The organism is Paraglaciecola sp. L3A3, assembly GCF_009796765.1.
Taxonomy (GTDB): domain Bacteria; phylum Pseudomonadota; class Gammaproteobacteria; order Enterobacterales; family Alteromonadaceae; genus Paraglaciecola.
In genome coordinates this window covers 2,010,215-2,031,322 of record NZ_CP047023.1, presented here as the reverse complement: position 1 = coordinate 2,031,322, position 21,108 = coordinate 2,010,215, and the positions used below count along the sequence as shown (strand labels likewise).

Annotated in this window: 19 protein-coding genes; 4 read left to right on the top strand and 15 right to left on the bottom strand. The window is 39.0% G+C overall.

Features of this window, described 5'->3' with window-relative positions:
* Positions 1-133: 133 nt before the first annotated feature.
* The gene (locus tag GQR87_RS08465) at positions 134-721 is read right to left on the bottom strand and encodes a TetR/AcrR family transcriptional regulator (RefSeq protein WP_158968380.1); all 588 of its coding nucleotides are present in this window, start codon (positions 719-721) and stop codon (positions 134-136) included.
* 112 nt (positions 722-833) lie between these two features.
* Between GQR87_RS08465 and GQR87_RS08460 the strand changes: the two genes are divergently transcribed.
* Positions 834-1,376: a carboxymuconolactone decarboxylase family protein gene (locus tag GQR87_RS08460; RefSeq protein WP_158968378.1), complete on the top strand. Its 543-nt coding sequence runs from the start codon at positions 834-836 to the stop codon at positions 1,374-1,376.
* A gap of 418 nt (positions 1,377-1,794) precedes the next feature.
* On the opposite strand, the gene GQR87_RS08455 is transcribed toward GQR87_RS08460, so the two are convergent.
* The 8 genes from GQR87_RS08455 to GQR87_RS08420 all read right to left on the bottom strand — a co-directional run bounded on the left by GQR87_RS08455 (position 1,795) and on the right by GQR87_RS08420 (position 12,005).
* Positions 1,795-2,193 carry a hypothetical protein gene (locus tag GQR87_RS08455; RefSeq protein ID WP_158968376.1) on the bottom strand — a complete coding sequence of 133 codons (399 nt, stop codon included), beginning with the start codon at positions 2,191-2,193 and terminating at the stop codon, positions 1,795-1,797.
* A 945-nt stretch (positions 2,194-3,138) separates the two neighbouring features.
* Positions 3,139-4,053 (bottom strand): ABC transporter permease, encoded by a 915-nt coding sequence (locus tag GQR87_RS08450; RefSeq protein ID WP_158968374.1) that lies wholly within the window; start codon positions 4,051-4,053, stop codon positions 3,139-3,141.
* A complete protein-coding gene (locus GQR87_RS08445) occupies positions 4,053-5,012 on the bottom strand; it encodes an ABC transporter permease (protein ID WP_158968372.1) in 960 nt (319 codons plus the stop codon). Before GQR87_RS08445 ends, GQR87_RS08450 begins: the two co-directional genes overlap by 1 nt.
* Positions 5,009-6,010, bottom strand: a complete 1,002-nt coding sequence (locus GQR87_RS08440) for an ABC transporter ATP-binding protein (RefSeq protein ID WP_158968370.1) — start codon at positions 6,008-6,010, stop codon at positions 5,009-5,011. The genes GQR87_RS08445 and GQR87_RS08440 overlap by 4 nt, the downstream gene beginning before the upstream one ends.
* Complete coding sequence (locus tag GQR87_RS08435) at positions 6,003-7,001, bottom strand: ABC transporter ATP-binding protein (RefSeq protein WP_158968368.1); 999 nt, start codon at positions 6,999-7,001, stop codon at positions 6,003-6,005. Before GQR87_RS08435 ends, GQR87_RS08440 begins: the two co-directional genes overlap by 8 nt.
* Positions 7,001-8,728 (bottom strand): peptide ABC transporter substrate-binding protein, encoded by a 1,728-nt coding sequence (locus GQR87_RS08430; RefSeq protein ID WP_199271707.1) that lies wholly within the window; start codon positions 8,726-8,728, stop codon positions 7,001-7,003. The genes GQR87_RS08435 and GQR87_RS08430 overlap by 1 nt, the downstream gene beginning before the upstream one ends.
* A gap of 361 nt (positions 8,729-9,089) precedes the next feature.
* The gene (locus GQR87_RS08425) at positions 9,090-10,535 is read right to left on the bottom strand and encodes a phosphomannomutase CpsG (RefSeq protein WP_158968366.1); all 1,446 of its coding nucleotides are present in this window, start codon (positions 10,533-10,535) and stop codon (positions 9,090-9,092) included.
* A gap of 48 nt (positions 10,536-10,583) precedes the next feature.
* Positions 10,584-12,005 carry a mannose-1-phosphate guanylyltransferase/mannose-6-phosphate isomerase gene (locus GQR87_RS08420; RefSeq protein ID WP_158968361.1) on the bottom strand — a complete coding sequence of 474 codons (1,422 nt, stop codon included), beginning with the start codon at positions 12,003-12,005 and terminating at the stop codon, positions 10,584-10,586.
* Between the two features lie 233 nt (positions 12,006-12,238).
* On the opposite strand from GQR87_RS08420, the gene tcdA reads away from it, so the two are divergent.
* Together tcdA and GQR87_RS08410 are read left to right on the top strand one after the other, a co-directional pair.
* Positions 12,239-13,036, top strand: a complete 798-nt coding sequence (gene tcdA / locus GQR87_RS08415; RefSeq protein WP_158968359.1) for a tRNA cyclic N6-threonylcarbamoyladenosine(37) synthase TcdA — start codon at positions 12,239-12,241, stop codon at positions 13,034-13,036.
* A gap of 31 nt (positions 13,037-13,067) precedes the next feature.
* Entirely contained in the window at positions 13,068-13,478 is a 411-nt protein-coding gene (locus GQR87_RS08410; protein ID WP_158968357.1) for a hypothetical protein, read from the top strand.
* 49 nt (positions 13,479-13,527) lie between these two features.
* Here the strand turns inward: GQR87_RS08410 and GQR87_RS08405 are convergent, their stop codons facing one another.
* The 5 genes from GQR87_RS08405 to GQR87_RS08385 all read right to left on the bottom strand — a co-directional run bounded on the left by GQR87_RS08405 (position 13,528) and on the right by GQR87_RS08385 (position 19,742).
* On the bottom strand, positions 13,528-14,016 hold the full coding sequence (locus GQR87_RS08405; RefSeq protein WP_158968355.1) for a DUF2919 family protein: 489 nt from the start codon (positions 14,014-14,016) through the stop codon (positions 13,528-13,530).
* 99 nt (positions 14,017-14,115) lie between these two features.
* Positions 14,116-15,906 carry a GGDEF domain-containing protein gene (locus tag GQR87_RS08400; RefSeq protein ID WP_233267433.1) on the bottom strand — a complete coding sequence of 597 codons (1,791 nt, stop codon included), beginning with the start codon at positions 15,904-15,906 and terminating at the stop codon, positions 14,116-14,118.
* A gap of 89 nt (positions 15,907-15,995) precedes the next feature.
* Complete coding sequence (gene ggt / locus GQR87_RS08395) at positions 15,996-17,630, bottom strand: gamma-glutamyltransferase (RefSeq protein WP_233267472.1); 1,635 nt, start codon at positions 17,628-17,630, stop codon at positions 15,996-15,998.
* A gap of 90 nt (positions 17,631-17,720) precedes the next feature.
* Positions 17,721-19,094 (bottom strand): Na+/H+ antiporter NhaC family protein, encoded by a 1,374-nt coding sequence (locus GQR87_RS08390; protein ID WP_158968351.1) that lies wholly within the window; start codon positions 19,092-19,094, stop codon positions 17,721-17,723.
* Positions 19,095-19,226: 132 nt separating this feature from the next.
* Positions 19,227-19,742, bottom strand: coding sequence for a DUF6817 domain-containing protein (locus tag GQR87_RS08385; RefSeq protein WP_158968349.1), 516 nt, complete (start codon positions 19,740-19,742; stop codon positions 19,227-19,229).
* 174 nt (positions 19,743-19,916) lie between these two features.
* Between GQR87_RS08385 and GQR87_RS08380 the strand changes: the two genes are divergently transcribed.
* Positions 19,917-20,408, top strand: a complete 492-nt coding sequence (locus tag GQR87_RS08380; RefSeq protein WP_158968347.1) for a GNAT family N-acetyltransferase — start codon at positions 19,917-19,919, stop codon at positions 20,406-20,408.
* Here GQR87_RS08380 and GQR87_RS08375 read toward each other — a convergent pair.
* On the bottom strand, positions 20,373-21,095 hold the full coding sequence (locus tag GQR87_RS08375) for a DUF6445 family protein (RefSeq protein ID WP_158968345.1): 723 nt from the start codon (positions 21,093-21,095) through the stop codon (positions 20,373-20,375). The two genes, GQR87_RS08380 and GQR87_RS08375, sit on opposite strands and share 36 nt — an antisense overlap.
* Positions 21,096-21,108: the final 13 nt, after the last annotated feature.

The window sequence follows — 21,108 nt, the reverse complement described above, 5'->3', positions numbered from 1 at the left end:
GTCTCAGACTAATTATTTCTTCTTCTATTGGTAATAGGCCGTGATTTGTAAACTTAACGAATCTATTTAAAGCATAAAAATGGCCAGTGAATACTGGCCATTTTTATTTTATAGCTGATTGAAAAGGCTAGATTTATAAAGTTTTTATTTGGATAAACATCTGATTAATCATGGGCTGCGCTAATTGTTCTACATCAGGACGATTAAAGTACCCCCGTAAACCGGTAAATTGCACCTGAAAAAAGCGCGCATATTCCAGCCCGGTAACATTACTATTTAACTCCCCATTGTTTATTGCTTGCTCAAACAACTGTGTTAAATAGGTTTCAAATTGGGCTGCTAAATCTAAACTCAACTCGCATAAGGTTGAATCCTTTTCTGCAAATTCACTATTTGCTTTAACCAACATACAAATAGCACTTGGACTGCAATCTTTTGTTTTAATGATTACGTTTTCTACAAACGCACGTAATCCCCCAAGTACGGTATCGGCGCTTGATAAAAACCCCTCTATTTGGTTTTTTATTTGTACTGTGTAATCTTTCAGTGATTCGCTATATAGCCCTTCTTTGGAACCGAATGCAGAGTAAATACTGCCGGGACGCATATTAATAGCTTCTTGTAAGTCACGGGTTGATGTTGCATGAAAACCCTTTTGCCAAAATAACTGGCAAGCAACGCGAATGACATTCTCGCGTTCAAATTTAACCTTATTAGCCATATCATTCTCAATCAATTTGAACATTCGCTCAATTTTAACTTGAACAGTCGCTCAAAATCAAATAATATGTGTTTCAACGTTACTTAGACCTAATTATTTATCGGAGTTAAACATGACTGAATTTACTTTATACACAGCAGAAAACGCACCTGAAGAAGCAAAACCTTTAATCGCTGATTCAGTAGCTGCATTTGGTATGCTACCTAACCTACACGCAGTAATGGCTGAAGCACCAACATTACTAAAAGGTTACCAAGTACTGCATGATTTATTTCAAAAAACATCATTTGATGCAGAAGAACTAACAGTAGTATGGCAATCAATTAACGTTGAACATAACTGTCACTACTGTGTACCAGCACATAGCGCAATTGCAGCTTCAATGAAGGTTGACCAAGCTATTGTTGATGCATTGGTAAACAAAACCCCTCTTGCAAACCCTAAATTAGAAGTGCTTCGTGAAACTACATTGGCAATGACACGTCAACGTGGTGTGATTAGTGATGAACAAATTGAAAAATTCTTTGCAGCAGGTTACGGCAAGCAACAACTACTTGAAATTATTGTAGGCCTATCTCAAAAAGTAATGAGTAACTACACTAACCACCTTGCTGATACGCCTGTAGATGCACCATTTAAAAAATTCATAAAATAAATACGATTTAAAATTAAAAAAGGCAGCTAAGGCTGCCTTTTGTGTTTATATAAGATAGTGATAATGCAAATGTAGAGTTTGTTGTATAAAACTTTCTGTAGTGAAGCAACAGGATTTTAGTTAACCTGAACTCGGGATAATGTGTGGCGTTTAAAATTAAATTTATACACTTATAGAGCCCCATAGTTATATTCGATTTAAAGCTTACTCGATGACAGAATTATTCGCGTATAGCAAGGCGGATTGTCGTACGTAATAACGTGTTATTGCTAGACACTCCGACTCGGCTAAGCAATCCAACGCAGCTAGGCACAAAAAGAGCGTTATCGAGAGGTTCGGCTTATCCAGTATTCATGTTATTTAATCAGGCGGCCAAGGTAAGACAGTAATGGTAACCTAGATAGTTCAGCTTCTATGCTTACTTATATGACACCTTAGCTTTATTTTTTAACTTATCTAGGTAAACAGGATATAAATTATAGGTAGGATAAAACTCAGTGTTAAATGCTTTCCAAGCCGTTCTTTCTATCGCCAGATTCACTTGGTTAAGTTTATGTGCAGGCACTTCTAACGTAACCACTTGTCCAATTCCCATCATGACATACCAACTAACAACAGAAACGCCTTTAGGTGGAAATGCATCAAAAAAACCCTGCTCCATTAAATTTTCTTGGATCTCATCTAAAACTTTAGTTTGATCATGTTTTAAAAATACTGTTAAAAGAATTGAATCTTTAGGCTGTGTATCAAATTCTGGCTCAGCGAGAGAAGTAAAACTGGTTAAAAAAAGTATAAAAAACATTAATGATTTTCTCATGATTTTCCTTTTTAAACATGGGGTATAACAAGAGTATAAATTACCCCGGTTTTCATTTATGCAAAAAACACAAAAAAACAATTGGCATCAATAATTTCGTTATTCTAAGGAAATAATTGACTTAGATCAGTGACAAATTCTCAATAAATAATTGTTTTAACTAACCTGAGTTCTGGATAAGAAGTATTGTCTAATCTGAATTTATCATTACAATTCAATAAATTAATAATATTCACCCAAATCACCTCACCGGGATGCTTACTCGGTGACGAAATTTTTCGTGTATAGTGTCGTACGTAATAACGTGTTATTGCTAGACACTGCGACTCGGCTAAGCAATCCAACGCCTCTAGGCACAAAAAGAGCATTATCGAGAGGTTCGGCTTATCCAGTATTCAGGTTAAATAGAATTACAGCTAGCATTTGGCAGATAAACGCAGATTCGAGCGACGAGTAAAAATAACAGCAAAGAGCTAAAAACCATACATCTCCATGGTTTAAGGCTTTTAACTTTTCGGCTAAAAGCCGCATTTTTAAGCTCTGTGCTACTCCGTGACAATGTTTTTTGCTTTTAAAATCGAGGCTCAAATCTCGCGGCTAGGCACTGCTTTTAAAAGAATGAATTCCGGCTAAAAAGCACACCGGAATGACGAAATTTGAGGCCAGATCACAGCTTAAACTATCTCCGCCCCCTATTTACTTGCTACTGCTCTTAAACTGCTTAGCCTGCTACATTCTGTTTTGTTGCTTTTCTCTGTATAGTGGAGCCTCTGTGGTTTAAGGCTTTTGGCTTTTCGTCGCAGCCGCACCTATAACTCTATGTATCTGTGACAATATTTTTGCTTTACCTTCAATCTATTTACTAACTTCTATTTACTGCTTTCAAACTGCTTCATTCTGCTAAGTCTGCCCCACTCTGCCTTATTCTACTTTTATCCCTAACCTTCACACTTCGGCCTTTGGATCAAAGGCGTCTTGTAATCCGTCTCCTAAAAAATTAAAAGAGATAACTGTCACAAAAATTAGCAGCCCAGGATACACAGCCAACATAGGTGCATCCCAGATTAACTCTTGTGCGTTAGTGAGCATGTTACCCCAGCTGGGCATAGGGGGTTGAATTCCCAGCCCCAAGAAGCTTAATACCGACTCCAGCAATATGACATTACCTACTGATAGAGTCACCGCCACAATAATTGGAGAAATCAGGTTGGGGAATATGTGTTTGAACATAATTCGCATGTGACTGGCACCCACTCCTTCTGCTGCCATCACAAATTCACGCTCCTTCAGACTCAAGGTCGCACCACGGACTAACCTAGCTACAGTAGTCCAACCTACCAAAGCAACAATGACGATAATGCGGTAGAAACTGACCATATCTGAACTGGCTATCTCTTCAGAAAAACCTAACTTTCTTAAATCAATTGCCGCCAAAACGATAAGTAATGGTAGTAAAGGCAGCGCAATAACACTGTCGGTGAAACGCATTAATAGCGCATCGAGTCGGCCACCAAAATAACCGGCAAATAGGCCAATCACAGTCCCTACCGTGGCAGCTGCTATAGCCGCAATCAACCCGATAAACAGGGAGATACGACCACCATACATGAGTCGAACCATTACATCTCGGCCCAATTCATCGGTACCCAATAAATGTTCTTCAGAAGGAGCTGCCTTTTGATTGAAGAGATCAACCTGATTACCATCCACTCCCATCATCTGTGCAAATAGAGGGGCAAAAATAACGATAACTATCATCAAAACCAATAAGGCAAAACTAGCCATGGCTAATTTATGCCGTTTGAAACGTCCCATGGCTAATACAAAAGGAGAGTTACTACGCACGATTAAGGCAGCCATTATTGGTTTCCTCCAATCACAATACGAGGATCCAACCAGGCATAACAAATATCTGCAAGTAGGTTTCCTGCCAATGTAATGGCAGTGGCAAATAATAAGGCCACCAGTGCCAAATTAAAATCATTGCCCATTACTGCATCAAAAATCAGCTTACCCATACCTGGCCAAGAATAAATAGTTTCTGTTACCAAAGCCCCTGAAAATAAATAACCGAAGTCTAAAGCCAAAATAGTCACTACAGGGATCATTCCATTGCGCAAGCCATGTCGCCATATAATACGACTACTACTTGCACCTTTAGCTTTGGCCGTACGAATGTAATCTTGACGCAGCACCTCTATCATAGACGAACGAACATAACGAGAATAACTACCAATACTCACAATAGTCAGGGTTATGGCAGGTAACACTATGTAGCGAAGACTTTCAAGAAACCCGGCACCATCAGGAGCAATTCCCCCAGCAGGCAACCAACCTAGGGTGACAGAAAATAACATTATCAACATCAAAGCCAACCAAAAAGAAGGAATTGAAATGCCGGCAAAGGCAAATATATTAACGCCGTAATCGGTTGCAGAGCGTGGTTTAGATGCCGCAATAGTCCCCAGTGGGATCGCAATCACTACCGCCATAAAAAAAGCGCTGCCTAATAAAAGCAATGAATTTTTCATGGCAGGAAACAATACGTCTAAAACCGGCTGACCAAACAAACGAGAATAGCCTAAATCCCCCGATAAGGCGGTAGTCAACCAATTCCAATACCGCTCATGAATAGGCAAGTCTAGTCCGTAAAGAGTCCGTAAACGGGCGGCATCAGCAGCAGTCATTTTCGGATCGGCACTGATCATCAAGTCGATAGGGTCGCCAGGCATTAAACCAATCAAGGCATAAATGACAAAAGACATCACAGCCAACACCACTAAAGATTGTAAAATTCGCATCAGTAAAAATTGTTTCATATCAATTCGTCCTTTAAATGACACGCCACTTGATGAGCTTCACCCATTCGACTCGCCTCAAGTATCGGAACTTGTTGACGACAAATGTCAGTGGCGTGGGCACAGCGAGGATGAAAGGGACAACCCGCAGGCGGATCGATTGGACTAGGGGGATCTCCCTGCAAAATTTTGCCAATCTTACTTTTATTAGGTGTCACTGTGGGCATTGAGCTTAATAAAGCCCGAGTGTAGGGGTGTACCGCATCTTTAAATAAACAATCTCGTGAAGCTATTTCAACAATACGGCCTAAATACATCACGGCAATACGATCCGCTAAATGATGAACCACCGCTAAATCATGACTGATAAACAAATAGGTCAGATTGAATTTCTCACGTAAATCTTTCATCAGATTCAAAATCTGACTTTGTACAGACACATCAAGGGCAGATACCGGCTCATCGGCAACAATAAAAGCAGGATTTAACGCAAGGGCTCTGGCGATAGTAATACGCTGGCGCTGGCCACCGCTGAATTCATGGGGGTATTTACTCAGATCTTCACGGGGCAGTCCGCATGCTTCTAGTAAGTCACCGGCTCGTGTGCGATTTTCATCTGCGGTGCCTTTAGCAAAAATTTTCAGCGGCTCGGTTAAAATACCTTCAACTGTATGTCTTGGATTCAATGAAGACATAGGATCTTGAAATATCATTTGCACGTGTTGGCGCAAGGGTTTGATTTGTTTGCGCTTAAGGCCAACCACGTTTTGACCATTGATAGTAAATTCACCAGCAGTTGGGGTGTGAAATAAAGAAAGCATTCTACCTAGAGTGGTTTTTCCGCAACCACTTTCGCCCACTAATGCCAAAGTTTCACCCCGCTCTATCTGCAAGGAGACATCGGTAACCGCTTTGACTTTTTTCTGCTCCCAGCCTTTATTAGTGGCGACTTTTGTGTTGAAGGTTTTAGCTAAGTGTGAAATAGAGACAATGATGTCTTTAGATTGATTATTAGTCATCTGCTGCTCCACTATAATCCGTCAGTTTATGACAAGCACTTTGGTGGCTAGGACTGATGATGACTGATTCAGGTCGTACCCGAGCACATAAATCTTTGGCCTCACTGCATCTTGGTTTAAAACAACATCCATCAGGCCGTTGGTTGGGTGGCGGTACCCGACCTTCTATCGCCGGTAATCGATCAACGGTGACATCCACTCTTGGCGTAGTATTTAATAGTGCGCTGGTGTAAGGGTGTTTGGCGTTTAATAACACATCGGCAGCAGAGCCTTGCTCTATCATACGACCGGCATACATCACTGCAATGTCATCGGCCATTCGTGAAACCACACCAAAATCGTGACTAATAAACAAAATTGCGGTGTCGAACTTGTCTTGTAAGTCATGCATTAAATCCAAGATCTGCGCCTGAATAGTCACATCAAGAGCGGTTGTGGGTTCATCAGCAATTAAGATCTCTGGTTCACAGGCCAAGGCCATAGCTATCATTACCCGTTGACGCATACCGCCCGACAATTGATGAGGAAAATTACTAGCACGAGATGTTGGATCGGGAATACCCACAGACGCCAATATATCAATGCTCTTTTGCCAAGCCTGTGCTTTACTCATGCCCTTATGTAATATCAATGACTCTGATACTTGAGCTCCTATAGTAAAAACAGGATTCAGCGCTGTCATTGGCTCCTGGAAAATCATAGATATATGGTGACCACGCAAAGCCTGCATTTGAGTCTGACTTAAACTAGCCAGATCCCGTCCTTGAAACTCAATGGAGCCCGACAATATTTTGCCAAAAGGGGGTAACAATTGCAGCAAAGCAAAGGCAGTTAAGGATTTTCCGCAACCACTCTCCCCCACTAAAGCCAAGGTTTTGCCTTTTTCTAAATTAAAAGACACATCTTCTACTACTTTGACTAATCCATCACCAGAGTCAAAACCAATACTCAGATTTTTTACCGATAACAGCGGAGATTTATCACCACTCATTATTGCCCACTACCATCTTCTTTATGCCAATATTCAGCGTGATCACTAGAGGGGTTTAAATGGCCTGTAGGACGCAATCCCTTCAACCACTTAGGCAAAATAAAAGAGTTCGCGCGGTAATACAAAGGCATAACCGGGATTTCTTCCGTATAAATTTGTTGCATTTTTTCCCAAAGTGGCAAGCGTTTATCAGCATCAAGTTCCGTTTCTATGGCCTCAAGAACCTGATCCAACTCTGGTAGACTAATGGTGGTGTAATTCTGACCTGCGTAGTTATTTTCAGCTGTGGGGATTTCTGATGAGTGCAAGGTTGAACGTGGTACATTTTCCGGTGAAGAAATCCAAGCATACATTGCCATGGCACTAAATTTTCGTTCACGAGTCGTTTGCCCAAAAAACACACGAGCTTGCTCGTTACGAATACGCAAATCTACACCCACTTGTTTCAACTGACTTTGTAATACCTGTTCAACTTTTTCACGGGTTTTGTTGCCAGCTGTAGACATGATCTCCAAACGTAGTGGCTCACCCGCCTCATTGTGGCGAATACCGTCCTTCATCACACTCCAACCTGCAGCATCATAAAGTGCCGCGGCCTTTGCCAAATCTAAGGAATAAATTTTAACGTTACTGGAAGCCACTCGGTCAAGAGAGCTGATATTTGAATGGGCGACTGGCTGGCGACCTTGAAATAAAAGTTCGCTGATCATTTGACGGTCAATACTATACATCAAGGCTTGACGAACGCTCTTGTCTTTCAAAATCGGGTTTTCTAAGTTGAGGTCAATATGCTCATAGAACAGACCAGGTTTATAGATAATATTGTATTTATCACCATGGCGTTTTTCAAAGGCCAACGCTTGATCTAAAGTCACACCTAACTCACCTGCTACCATATCTATGGTGCCCGAACGTAGATTCGCTTCCATAGCCGAAGTATTCAGAATGGCGCGCACAATAATGCGGTCAAAGTATGGCGTTTTACCATACCAGTGAGGGTTACGTTCCATAGTAATTGAGCTGCCCTGCTGACTATCTGTAATGATATAAGGGCCCCACCACAATCCGGGCAAAGTGGTATTGGCATTATAGTTAGTGCGGTGACGATACTCGTAAGCTTCTTCAGCAAATAGTTCGCCTTCAAGGTGTTTAGGCAGTGGATAAAGATCACCAAGTTGGTTGTAATCAAAGGTGACTTTATTAAGGTGCAAGGTAAATTTTCTTTGGTCGATGATATCCAGTTGATAACCCCGAGTATACATCTCTAAATTATTGGCACCTGTTTGTGAGTTTTGACCCACTTCCCAAGCAAAAGCAATATCGGCAGTAGTCAATGACGTACCATCCCCCCAAGTCACCCCAGCAGGAAGCTCATAAGTAACCGCAATACCAGGCTTTCCATCAGGTGTTTTTTCTAGTACAGCTAAACCATTTTCAAAAGTGGGTAAGGTCACACACAAACCACACACTAAATTCCAGTCTGCATCGAAGTAAGTCATTGAACGAGCCAAGAAACCACGAACATAAGACTTAGCCATCATAGATTCAATATTAGGGTGCATGGTTGAAGGATATTGAGACATGCCTATTGTCAATGTTTTAGGGGCGCTTGAATCAGCTGTGTCCTGAGTTTGTTCACTCGTAGAATTCGAGTCGCTGCCACCACCGCAAGCTGTCAGAGCAAACATAGCCGTTATAAAAAGAGGAATTGCCAAAAGAGTCTTCATGTGTGTTTTTCCTTGAATTTTGTTGGACGCGCATTTCACTAGTGCAGCTATATTCATTATCCGCAAGTTCCCCTTTTTATTAAAAATATTTTGATTAGAGTTTACTTCGTGCCCTATAGGTAATCAATCTCAGGCGATTATAAATTAAGCATTGTGCATGCCATATAATTTTGAATTGAAGGTCAAAATATATATTGCCTTATATTTTATAAATTGACATCACTTTTGTCCCTTTGATAAATGGGAAAAATATTAAAAAGTAAATCAGAAATTCAGTTAATGGTAAACAAAAAGCCCAGTCATAAACTGGGCTTGCTTTTTTAGTTACTATTACTTTTTATTCACTTAAATGAATAGAGTCTTATTTCAACAAAGCCAATATTTCTGCAGTTTTTTCTTGCATCAAAGCGATATCACCTTTGGACTCTACGTTTAAACGAACCACAGGCTCTGTGTTTGATTTACGTAAATTAAAGCGCCACTTATCAAATTCTAAACCAATACCGTCTGTGTAATCGACAACAGTCGCTGCTGGCTCATATTTGTCTAGGATGGCTTTAATTGAAGCATCTGGATCAGCTAATGTGCTGTTGATTTCACCTGAAGATGGAAATGCTGCAATACGTTCTTTCACTAAATGTGATAAATCTTTATTAGTGGTACACAATAATTCAGCCACCAATAACCAAGGGATCATACCTGAATCACAATAGGCAAAATCACGGAAGTAATGGTGAGCACTCATTTCGCCACCATAAACAGCATCGTCAGCTCGCATCCGTTCTTTGATAAAAGCATGACCTGTTTTACTCTTAATCGGTACACCACCAGCAGAAGTCACTATGTCTTCTGTGTTCCAATACACTCTAGGATCATAAATAATCTTCGAGCCTGGATCTTTATCTAAGAAGGCTTTGGCCAACAAACCTACAATATAATAACCTTCAACAAATTCACCGGTTTCATCAAATAAGAAACAACGATCAAAGTCTCCGTCCCAAGCAATGCCCATATTCGCTTTATGCTCAATTACCGCATTAGCAGTATCGGCTCTGCTTTCAGGCAACAGCGGGTTAGGAATACCATTAGGAAAACTGCCATCAGGGGTATGATGAATTTTAATAAATTCAATCGGTACATTGTTACTTTTAAGTGCCGACTCGATTGCATCTAAAGCACTACCCGCTGCACCATTACCGGCATTCACCACTAATTTTAACGGTTTAAAATTAGCTAAATCCACATAAGACAACATATGCTCGACATAGGCTTGCATATTATTGATTTTTTTATACGCACCACTCGCTTGTAATTTATCAACACTGACCGAAGACTGGCCTTGGATAAACTCTTCAGTAGACACTATGCGATCAGCATAATGGTCTAAACGAGTTTGTACCAAATCAGCAGCATAGGTTTCAGCTAAGTCACGTATAGCAAACAAGCCAGTATCGCCACTCACTGGTTTAGAATCAGTTTTTACTAATTTCATACCGTTGTAATCAATGGGGTTATGGCTAGCGGTCACTTCGATACCGCCATCAACCGCTAAAAACTTAGTGGCAAAATATATTTCTTCTGTGCCTGTCATACCTAAGTCAGTGACACTGGCTCCGCCATCAATTAAACCGGCACTTAATGCCAATTTAAGCGGTTCAGAAGTTAATCTTACATCACCACCTACAACAACAGTTTTAGCCTGCATATGTTCAGAAAAAGCTCTACCAACACGATAGGCTAAAGCTTCATCTAGTTGTTCAACTAATTTTCCGCGAATGTCATAGGCTTTAAAACATGTAATTTTCATAAATTTTTTCTTACCCTAGTTTAACTATTTACTTAACCTCAGTTCAGACTACTTAGACTCAACACGTCCATATCGGTCTGAAAATCTAACTATGTCATCTTCACCTAAGTAAGTACCAGATTGTACTTCGATCAACTCTAGTGGAATTTTACCTGGGTTTTCAAGGGCATGAATAACACCTATTGGAATATAGGTAGACTGGTTTTCAGATAATAATAAGGTTTCTTCACCATTAGTCACTTTGGCCGTTCCTGCTACCACAATCCAATGTTCTGCTCTGTGATGATGCATTTGCACCGAAAGCTTTTCACCCGGTTTAACCGTGATACGTTTAACTTGGAAACGTTCGCCATTGTCGATTGAATCATAGCTGCCCCAAGGTCTAAACACTTCACGATGGAATTCCCATTCAGGGCGATGTTCGGCTTTCAGTTTATTGACCACATTTTTAATATCTTGCACTTTATCTTTGTGAGCAACCAAAACCGCATCTTTAGTTTCTACGACTACTACGTCGTCTAAGCCCACTACTGAAATCAATCGTTGCTCAGAATTAATATAACTATTGTTTACTCCATCTAATATGGCATCACCAATAATCACATTATTGTTTTCATCTTTTTGTTTCGCTGTTTCCCATAAAGAAGACCAGCTTCCTACGTCGCTCCAACCTGCATCAAGCGGAACCACGCAAGCCGCATCGGTTTTTTCCATCACTGCATAATCGATAGAATCATCAGGACAATTCACAAACGTGTCAGCATCAACCCTAACAAACTCTAAATCTTTAGACTCTGTGGCAATGGCTTTTTTACAGATCGCCAACATTTCGGGGTTATATTTTTCTAACTCTTGTAAATATCGGCTAGCTTTAAACATAAACATGCCGCTATTCCAGTAGTATTCACCAGAATCCACATAGGTTTGCGCAGTATTCAAATCAGGTTTTTCAACAAAACTTGCTACATCAAAGCCAACTTCTGTCGCGGCAACTTTTTCGCCTCGTTTAATGTAACCATAACCTGTGTGTGCAGAGTCTGGCACTATACCAAAAGTCACTAATTTACCTTGGTTAGCTAATACTTCTGCTTGAGCAATTGCTTTATGAAATGCTGGTGCATCACTAATTAAATGATCGGCAGCTAAAATAAGTAAAGTGGGATCGTCACCGCCAAGGGAAGCATGTAACGCAGCGAGGGCGATAGCTGGTGCAGTATTTCGGCCCATAGGTTCAAGCAAAATTCCACCGTGAGCTACGTCTTGTTGGCGTAATTGTTCTGCCACCAAAAATCTATGCGCATCGTTACAAATCACTATGGGGTTTTCTGCTTCAGTTCCATTTAGCCGTGCGATGGTGTCTTGCAACATAGTTAAGTCACAAGTTAAACGTAAAAACTGTTTAGGTAATGCGGCTCTAGATTTAGGCCATAATCGACTACCACTTCCACCAGCTAAAACTACAGGCTTCATATTACTTTCCTTTTTAATTTTTAAGTTCTACAAGGCTTAAATACAGCCCTCAAAATATCTGGGAGGAATAGTATTAAAGCTCAATTAGTTAATCAACAAACTAAAGTCAATAAGCGCATTTAAATGGCATAATTCACTCATTATCTTTGATTTAGCAAAAATACCGCGGCAAATTTAGAAAAAAGATAAAGCACTGATATAATGTCGCAAATTTTTTTAAGCTGTAATTTAATATGAGCCAAGAAAAACAAAGGTTTGGTGGCACCGAACGACTATACGGTATAAAACAAACCCAAATACTAAAACAATCTCATGTTTGTATTGTGGGTATTGGTGGTGTGGGAACTTGGGTAGCGGAAGGACTTGCCCGCACCGCTATCGGTAAAGTCACCCTAATTGATCTAGACGATATATGTGTCACTAACACCAATCGACAAATCCATGCCTTACATACCACCACAGGCCAAGCTAAAGTCGACGCTATGGCTGAGCGTATCAAACTCATTAATCCAGCTTGTGATGTGCAGGTGATAGAGGATTTTGTCACCCCCGAAAATGTAGCTGAACTAATAACTAGCGAGTTTGATTATGTGGTGGATGCCACTGACAGCATTAAAGCTAAAGCAGCTATGATTGCCTACTGCAAACGTAATAAAATACCTGTGATCACTATAGGTGGAGCTGGCGGACAAATTGATCCCACACAAGTTGCGGTAACAGATTTAAGCAAGACGATTCAAGATCCCTTGGCATCTAAACTACGCTCTGAATTACGACGTTTCTATAACTTCACCACCAATCCTAAACGACGCTTTGCTATCGATTGTGTATTCTCCACCGAACAATTGCGTTATCCCCAAGAAGATGGCAGTGTATGTATGAATAAATCAGGTACTGACGGCAGCGCTAAGTTAGATTGTAATACTGGATTTGGTGCAGCCGTTGCAGTCACTGCCACCTTTGGTTTTGTTGCCACTGCTAGGGTAATAGAAAAAATATTATTAAAAAGCACGGCTAAAACAATTAAATAAACTAATAATAAGAATAACAGGAGAACAAATCATGACTATGACATCTGCAGAATTAGCCTCATTAATGGCTGATAGCGCCCAAAATGCTATCACCACCACAAAAGAAGAGTTTAATTTAACTCTTGATGGTTCTGAACAAACTTTAGACTTAGTCGATGACGTGATTTTGAGCTGGCTTGATAAATATAAAGCAATAGTATTGGAAGAAGATGCCGTATTTACTATTTGTAATATTTACGGCGCTTATGTAGGAGAAATATTTCGTAAAAATATCGGTGGAGATTGGAAATATGATGAGTCAGATCCCGATGCACCATATGTAGTTTTAAGCTACGCAGACAGGACTTATGCCTTTGCTGGTGTTTGTTATCAAAGGTTAGTCAACGACAGTCAGGTTAGTCTCAAACAATACTACGATCAAGCTGTCAGTAATAATCAATAACAAGCTATCCAGGTTATAATCATTTCAATATATTTCCCCTGATGAACAATTAATTATCAGGGGTTACTGCCACTTTGGTTCGCCAATCAAACACCATAAATGACGCATGTTTGTCTTTGCTTAAAAAGTACAAACAGAACACATCTGCTATTAAAGTGATAGCTATCACCCAAGAAAATTGCCAATGTTGTAAATTAGCCACAAACAAATGATAAGCGACATCCACAATACAAGAAAAAATCATTAGGGGAATAATTAAGGTAAATAACCAAACTCTATTTTTTTGCCAAAGTTTTTCTCGAAATCCCATAATCAATAAAGCTACAAAAGTAGGTAAAGCAATAAAAATATTAATATACAGAAAACGACTATCTGCATAAAACATGGCTAATAATTCTTTACTATATTGCTGAGAAGAAAGTGATCCAGCCAAAATCACTAAGCTACGACACAAAAATAAAATGACCCAATAAAGTGAAATAGGTGGCTTCACCCTGCCCGCTTCATCGTAATATTTTAATGGAAGTAACAACTTCATAAACCTAATCTCATTTTTATTGCTATTCTTTAACTCAGTATTGGCTAACACTTTTGTTAACTTGAATTAAGTACAGATGTAATTTATCTTCAGCCAAGATCAGCAGATCTGGCGAACTAGGCTCTTTCTCATAACATTACGGATTTCAATCAACACATCATCTAGATCAGAAAAATCATTTTGCGAACTATATACACTCATACTCGAGCGGGCATTCACACTTTCTCCGCTGCCATAGTCAAATGCCACATGAGTCAAAGCATCTAATATACGTTCGAACAATTCATTAGCAGTTTTTTCATCAATATTCTTTAAACAAACGATAAACTGGTCGGTGCCGATCCGTCCGACAATATCTTTATCTCGTGTCACTTTTTTCAAACAATTAGCCACACTTTTTAATAAATCTTCGCCAGTCATATAACCAAACTGGGAGTTTACTTCAGTAAAGTTGTTCACATCAAATAAGGCTAAAGCATTTACTTTACCGTTAAGGGGCGGCTTTACTCGCTTAATTAGACTTAACACAGATTGTTCATTCTGTAATCCGGTTAACTTATCAGTCCCTAGCGTCTTTAAATAATTTCTACCAATCGTAAAATAAACGAATCCAGCTAAAAGTAAAATAATTAACACTATTAGCAAAATACCTTGTAACTGATTCGCTTTAGCATCAGCCAAACTTTCTTCTAGGGCTAAAATTTCATTGTGTAAATTTGCGACCCCTAACACGCGAGCTGACTTTTGTTGCTCCTTGGCTTTTTCAAACATAGAAGTCGAGTATCTAGTAAAGCTTTGTTGAGCGGCATCAATATCGCCCAAAAACAAATGTGCTTTAACTAAAAAAGCAATGTAATGGATATGTTTTGACAATCGGGTTGGCAATGCTGTGGCAATATCTTGCTGGGCTAGCATAAATGCTTCAACACAAGCCTTATCTTGGTCATGTAAACACAAAGCGGCACTGTACCACTCATGTAGTTTTTTCATTTGTTGATTAGAAATTTGCGCGAGAAAAATTTTCCATTTAGCTAAACTATTTCTAAGAGCCTCATAGTTATCGGTACGATAAAAATGTCGACTTAATGCATAGTGATACCAACTGTTGGTCAAAGGGGTATTAACCTTGATGTTGCCTCGACCTAATTCTTCAATCATTAGCATAGCGTTTTCATAATCGCCACTGCCACTATAAGCGGTAATAACGCTAATTAATGGAGCCAATTGATTTTTTTCTTCGTATACAGTCAAACCTAATCGATAGGATTTTTCGTATTGTTCAGCCGCTAAAGCATTCTGGCCTATCGAACTATAGAGCAAGCCGATATTATTATGGATATGTGCTAAGGACTCTATGTCTTTTTTAGCCGTGTACATTTTTACTAAAGCAAACAATCGACCTAACTTAACGCCAAGACTTTGTTTATCTTGGTCACAAACAGTAATCAAACCAAGTTGTGAACTTAAATGAATATCGTTGAATTTGTCTTTAGCACGTTTTTCAGATTGTCGGTAATAATCACAACGTTTAGGATCATCATTTACATCATAAATAAAACCTAGCTGGTAGAGTAAACTTGCATAACTGCGAGACTTTTTATCAATTTTATCTTGCTCTAGGATCCTATCTAAAATCGATTTAGCTTGTGCATTCTTACCTACACAAATTAACCAATGAGATTTATACACATTTAAATTGATCAGTTCTAAGGGAGTTATTTGTTTAGAAGATAAAAGATTTTCTAGCTGCGGGACAAAACTATCATCTGGGCAATCGTAAGTTTTTACATTTGCCTTATTAAGAAAGTCACTCACTTCTCCGGCAATTCCTGTGCCGGAGAAGAGTAAAAAGACGAAACCCCATAAAGTCACTCTTGGGTAGGTTTTCAAAACACACTCATAGATACAAAATTTTACCGATAATCATATAATTAACTATCTAAAATATCCATTTCTAATATGCGTTAAAGTAAAGGCCTTTAAAACACCATAGCTTTACCCCGACCACTCGCTTCAGAGCCAGCATCAAGTTTGCCGTTTATATTCAAAATAACGTGCATGTCACCGAACCGACGTTCAGACATTTTATAACCTAATTGTTCAAGCTCCTTTATCACATTTGGCGCTAGGCCTGGATGATGACGTATCATATTTTTAGGTAATAACTGATGATGAAACCTTGGATTATTGACCGTTTCATCGGCCGTCATATTAAACTCAAGTGCATGTAAAATAGATAAATAAACCGAACTTATTATAGTAGTGCCTCCTGGCGATCCCGTTACTACAGTCACCTCACCATCTTTAAGTACAATACTTGGCGACATAGATGACAGCATACGTTTTTTCGGTTGTATTTCGTTTGCTTGACCACCAACCGCACCAAAGGCATTGGCCACTCCAGGTTTTGAGCTAAAATCATCCATCTCATCATTTAATAAAAAACCTGCACCTTCAACCACTACACTACTGCCAAAACCTAAATTTAGTGTGGTGGTATTAGAGACCGCATTCCCCCATTTATCAACGATAGAAAAGTGCGTGGTTTGTTCACTTTCTTTTAAGCCTGGACGAATAGCCTCTGTCTCTGATATTTTTTCTCGAGAAACTTCTAGACTACGTTTTTGTATGTATTGATCTGCTACCAATTGGCCAACTGGCACATCAATAAAATCTGGGTCGCCCAAATATTCAGCCCTATCAGCAAATACACGTTTACCTATTTCAGATAATAGGTGTACATACTCTGTAGAATTATTCCCTAAGGATGGCTGATCTTTCGTTAATAACTCATACATTTTTAACCACTGGACAATGGCAATCCCCCCAGAACTGGGTGGTGGTGATGATAATAGTTGATACCCACGCCAATCTGCTGTTAACGCTGCACGAGACTTAGCTTGATATGACAGTAAATCTTGTTTGGTGATTAATCCTTCTTTTTGTTGCATAAAATCACTGATCAAACTCGCCGTTTCACCTAAATAAAAACCGTCCTTTCCTTCATCTCGAATTCGGGTTAAGGTTTTCCCTAGTTCATCTTGTTTAAATAATTTATTTGCTTTGGCATCAGCAAAGTAATCTTTAAAGTTAACGGTAAACCCTCGAGACTCTAAACGTTGAATATGTTTTTCAATTGAGGCAGCCAATTTCGGGTGCACAATAAAACCTTGTTCAGCCAAAGTGACTGCTGGTTGTACTAACTCTTCCCAAGATAGGCTGCCATATTTTTGATGAGCTAACCACATCCCCGCCACTGTACCTGGCACGCCTGTTGATAAAACCCCGATTAATGATTGATACGGGATCACTTCGCCGTTTTCATCTAAATACATATCTCGGTGAGCGCTTAAAGGGGCTTGTTCGCGGTAATCGATAAAATCACTCTTTTTATCTTTATAGACCAGCATAAATCCACCACCGCCGATATTTCCAGCTTCTGGCAAGGTTACAGCTAATACAAACTGAGCGGCAATCGCAGCATCTACAGCATTACCACCTTTAATTAAAATGTTTTTTGCTACATCGGCACTATATGAATCTGGCATAGCCACCGCAGCTTGCTGTTGAGCAATATTTTCTGTAGTAATTTCAGCTTGTTTAGAACAAGCCATGAAGATGATAGTTGACATAAGAAAACCAACTATTTTCACTGAACGACTTATATACATAGTTATCTCTCTTACGTAGTTAAAAATTATTGTTTAAAGTACTAACAAACTAATCATAAAATAACCCACACAGGTTATAACACCTCCTACTAAAGCATATGGCATTTGAGTACGCACATGAGTTAATAAATCACAGCCCGACGCAATCGACGACACAGCTGTAGTATCAGAAATTGGTGAACAGTGATCACCAAAAATGCCTCCACCTAAAATGGCAGCAATCACCAGAGATGGCGGCAAACCTAAAGTTTGAATTAGCGGCACACCTATTGGGATCAAAATGGCAAACGTGCCCCAAGATGTACCTGTGCTAAAAGACATCAGAGCACCAGCAATAAATAACATTGGCACGACTAAACTGATGGGCAAATAATCTCCTACTATACTGGCGACATAGGTGCCCGTTCCTAGTTCTTGCAGACTTGCCCCTAAGGTCAAAGAAAACAACACTATTGTAACTAAAGGTAGTATTTCTCCCATACCTGTAAAACCTGTATCAACTAACTCTTGATGAGAGTAACGTTTTGAACTAAGTAATAAACAATAAGACACAAACAAAGCCAACACAGTGGCATATAACACTGATTTACTGCCACTGCCGCTGGCCAAGACCCCATCCCCAGTCCAGAACATAAAACCGATCATGCCAAAGATCATGGTAGCTAAAGGCAGCAACATAAAACGCGCTTTGCTGCCTTTAACTTGCGATTGTTCAGAATCAAGTAGTACTAATTCACGTTCGGCTTGTTTCATTGGACCATGAACTTTATCAGCCAAAATGGTATACAAGACTAGTAACAGAGCAATAATTGCATAAAGGTTTAAAGGTACTGTTCCCCATAAAATGGCAACCGGTGATTGAGGTAAATCATATTGACTTAACAAGGCTAAAATAAACGCCCCCCAACCGTTAAGCAGTATTAATATACAGATTGGTGCACTGGTGCTATCGATAATATAAGCCAATCTAGCACGACTCATTTTGAATTTATCAAATAAGCCACGAGACAAAATACCAGCAGCTAAAACACTTAAATTGGATTCAATAAACACCACAACACCGGTAAACATAGTGAGTAGCCCCACTTGTTTTTTTGATTTTGCCACACCTTTATTGATTAACAGTTCAACTGTTGCAGTCACACCACCAGACTGGCGCATATAAGCTAATAAAGCACCAATCAACACACTGAATATCAATATTCTACTATTCCCAGACGAACTAACTATTGTGATAATTCTTTCGATAGAGCCAATAGCTGCAGTAAAGAACAGTTCTGTTTGATTTTGGTAAGCTAATAATAATTCAGCAGAAAAAATTGCCAGCACCAGAGCTAAAATGACTTCTTTTCGCCAAAAAACAACAAGAATTGCAATAACTGGCGGTAAGATAGAATACCAATGCATGAAACAACCTTATAAATTGAGCATAACTTTAGTTATTAATGGAATAATTTTGTAATTAACATTTACTAGGTAATTACTAGAAAACATCTATATTTAGAGATCAATCTATATAATTAATCTGCATACTTACTGTTAGAAAAAGTGTTGATTCAATTTACGCTTGGCAGCAAGACTTAAAAATTGCTGCGTTATTTTAAACTTAGTCTGCAATATTTTATTTTGCTGCACCGTACGTTTAGTCCCATGCAATGCCCTATCAACAAATATAGCGGCATCTAACTCACATAAAGCTTTTAACATGTCTAGGCTAAGAGGCTCTTTTTCTGAAATGAAATTATGATAAAGATTGGCCCTTTGTTGATCAATTTGTTCCAATAAAGGAGTAAAATCACAACAAAAATAATAATAAATAAGCTGTTCTACATTCTCCCCCAAAACATTGGCAACACTTACTCTTTGCTTTGTATCATAGGAGGAATCTTGGCCATAGTAAGCTAAATAATATAATCCTGCATCTTGTAAGGTCTCATTTGCAGACCAAGATTTTAGAGTGCAACGAGTACCTTCTAGGTGCTCTATCAATGCGGCATCTACATGCTCAAACTTTCCGGCCCCTAACTCTATCAACTGACGGAACTTTACATCCATAACATAACCTATAGAACCTCTTCTAAGATGGCGTGAAATATATTTTTATAACATTTTATTACTAACTAGCAGTTTACTTTTCATAGTCTTTGAGTCAATGACAAATATCCAATATTGGAATATCACACAACAATCTATTATGCTAAAAATCTTAGTCCTGTCACTCATATATTTATGCAAATTAGACCTTATCAGCCAGCTGAAGAGCCCATTCTACATAAACTATTTTTCGATACTGTGCATAATGTTAATAACCATGACTACACCCAACAACAGCTAGATGTTTGGGCTCCTGAAGATCGAGATATGATAGCTTGGCAAAAAAAGATCCGTTCGCTGGGCCCTTTTGTTTGTGTAACTAATCAGCAAATTATCGGTTACTGTGACTTACAAACTAGTGGTTATATAGACCATTTCTTTTGTCACCATAAACATCAAGGCAAAGGTGTGGGTAGTGCCTTAATGCAACATATTCATCAACTCGCTGCACAAAAGAACATAAAACAACTCACTGCGAATGTCAGCATTACTGCTAAATATTTTTTTATAGCCAAAGGATTCACAGTCGTGTCCAAACAACAAATACGATTGAAACAGCAAGTATTAACAAATTATATAATGAAAAAGGATTTACTTCTCAAAATCAATAAACATATTGGCAGTTAAACGCCCTACTTTCACATTGCTACTAATATCGTTAACAGGGTTAATGACTGCTGAATGTAGCAAACTACCTGGATATACAAGCATTCTATTTTGTTGATAACCGATAGTTCCTGAGCAATCAAAGTGCCCATCTGATTTGACAAAATATTGCTGATAAAATGTACCAGAATGAGCTTTTAAATGATCAGTGACCGATTGCAAGTATTCGACTTTTCGGGACTGATAGATGTTTTCGAATCCTGTTGGTTTGTGATGGTAAAAAGATGTACCACCAAATTCACCTGGATTTATATAATGCAGTACCGCAAAATAATGAGGATTAACACTATCGTAATGTGGCAAACAATGTTTTTCTTCAAGTTCATCTTCAATCAAAGAAATTTGTGAATATTTACCCGCCTTTAATCTATAATTTAACTCACTAGGTACTTGGTAAACCCGTTCAAATAAAGGCTTTAAAAAATCCCCTACCAGTTCAGTATAAGCCACCGGTAGTTCAGTTCGAATACCAGGATAGGCAGTGACTTTCTCGGGACTAAAACATGTTTTCTGATGGGCATTATTTAACAATGGATTAAGATCTAACAAGAAATCATCAATGACAAAGACTCGCGTTTTTTCTACGCCGACTTGTAACATTTGATGACGGAAATTTGGGTTAATTGTTAATTTCAGATTACTTTCCATGATTAAAGATATA

Excerpts from the sequence above, each read along its gene's own strand:
- GQR87_RS08405 (WP_158968355.1), bottom strand. The coding sequence starts at position 14,016 with ATGAAGTTGTTACTTCCATTAAAATATTACGATGAAGCGGGCAGGGTG.
- ggt (WP_233267472.1), bottom strand. The coding sequence starts at position 17,630 with ATGGCTTGTTCTAAACAAGCTGAAATTACTACAGAAAATATTGCTCAA.
- GQR87_RS08385 (WP_158968349.1), bottom strand. The coding sequence starts at position 19,742 with ATGGATGTAAAGTTCCGTCAGTTGATAGAGTTAGGGGCCGGAAAGTTT.
- GQR87_RS08450 (WP_158968374.1), bottom strand. The coding sequence starts at position 4,053 with ATGGCTGCCTTAATCGTGCGTAGTAACTCTCCTTTTGTATTAGCCATG.
- GQR87_RS08420 (WP_158968361.1), bottom strand. The coding sequence starts at position 12,005 with ATGAAGCCTGTAGTTTTAGCTGGTGGAAGTGGTAGTCGATTATGGCCT.
- GQR87_RS08435 (WP_158968368.1), bottom strand. The coding sequence starts at position 7,001 with ATGAGTGGTGATAAATCTCCGCTGTTATCGGTAAAAAATCTGAGTATT.
- GQR87_RS08465 (WP_158968380.1), bottom strand. The coding sequence starts at position 721 with ATGGCTAATAAGGTTAAATTTGAACGCGAGAATGTCATTCGCGTTGCT.
- GQR87_RS08440 (WP_158968370.1), bottom strand. The coding sequence starts at position 6,010 with ATGACTAATAATCAATCTAAAGACATCATTGTCTCTATTTCACACTTA.
- GQR87_RS08445 (WP_158968372.1), bottom strand. The coding sequence starts at position 5,012 with ATGAAACAATTTTTACTGATGCGAATTTTACAATCTTTAGTGGTGTTG.
- GQR87_RS08425 (WP_158968366.1), bottom strand. The coding sequence starts at position 10,535 with ATGAAAATTACATGTTTTAAAGCCTATGACATTCGCGGAAAATTAGTT.
- GQR87_RS08375 (WP_158968345.1), bottom strand. The coding sequence starts at position 21,095 with ATGGAAAGTAATCTGAAATTAACAATTAACCCAAATTTCCGTCATCAA.
- GQR87_RS08430 (WP_199271707.1), bottom strand. The coding sequence starts at position 8,728 with ATGAAGACTCTTTTGGCAATTCCTCTTTTTATAACGGCTATGTTTGCT.
- GQR87_RS08380 (WP_158968347.1), top strand. The coding sequence starts at position 19,917 with ATGCAAATTAGACCTTATCAGCCAGCTGAAGAGCCCATTCTACATAAA.
- tcdA (WP_158968359.1), top strand. The coding sequence starts at position 12,239 with ATGAGCCAAGAAAAACAAAGGTTTGGTGGCACCGAACGACTATACGGT.
- GQR87_RS08410 (WP_158968357.1), top strand. The coding sequence starts at position 13,068 with ATGACTATGACATCTGCAGAATTAGCCTCATTAATGGCTGATAGCGCC.
- GQR87_RS08460 (WP_158968378.1), top strand. The coding sequence starts at position 834 with ATGACTGAATTTACTTTATACACAGCAGAAAACGCACCTGAAGAAGCA.
- GQR87_RS08390 (WP_158968351.1), bottom strand. The coding sequence starts at position 19,094 with ATGCATTGGTATTCTATCTTACCGCCAGTTATTGCAATTCTTGTTGTT.
- GQR87_RS08455 (WP_158968376.1), bottom strand. The coding sequence starts at position 2,193 with ATGAGAAAATCATTAATGTTTTTTATACTTTTTTTAACCAGTTTTACT.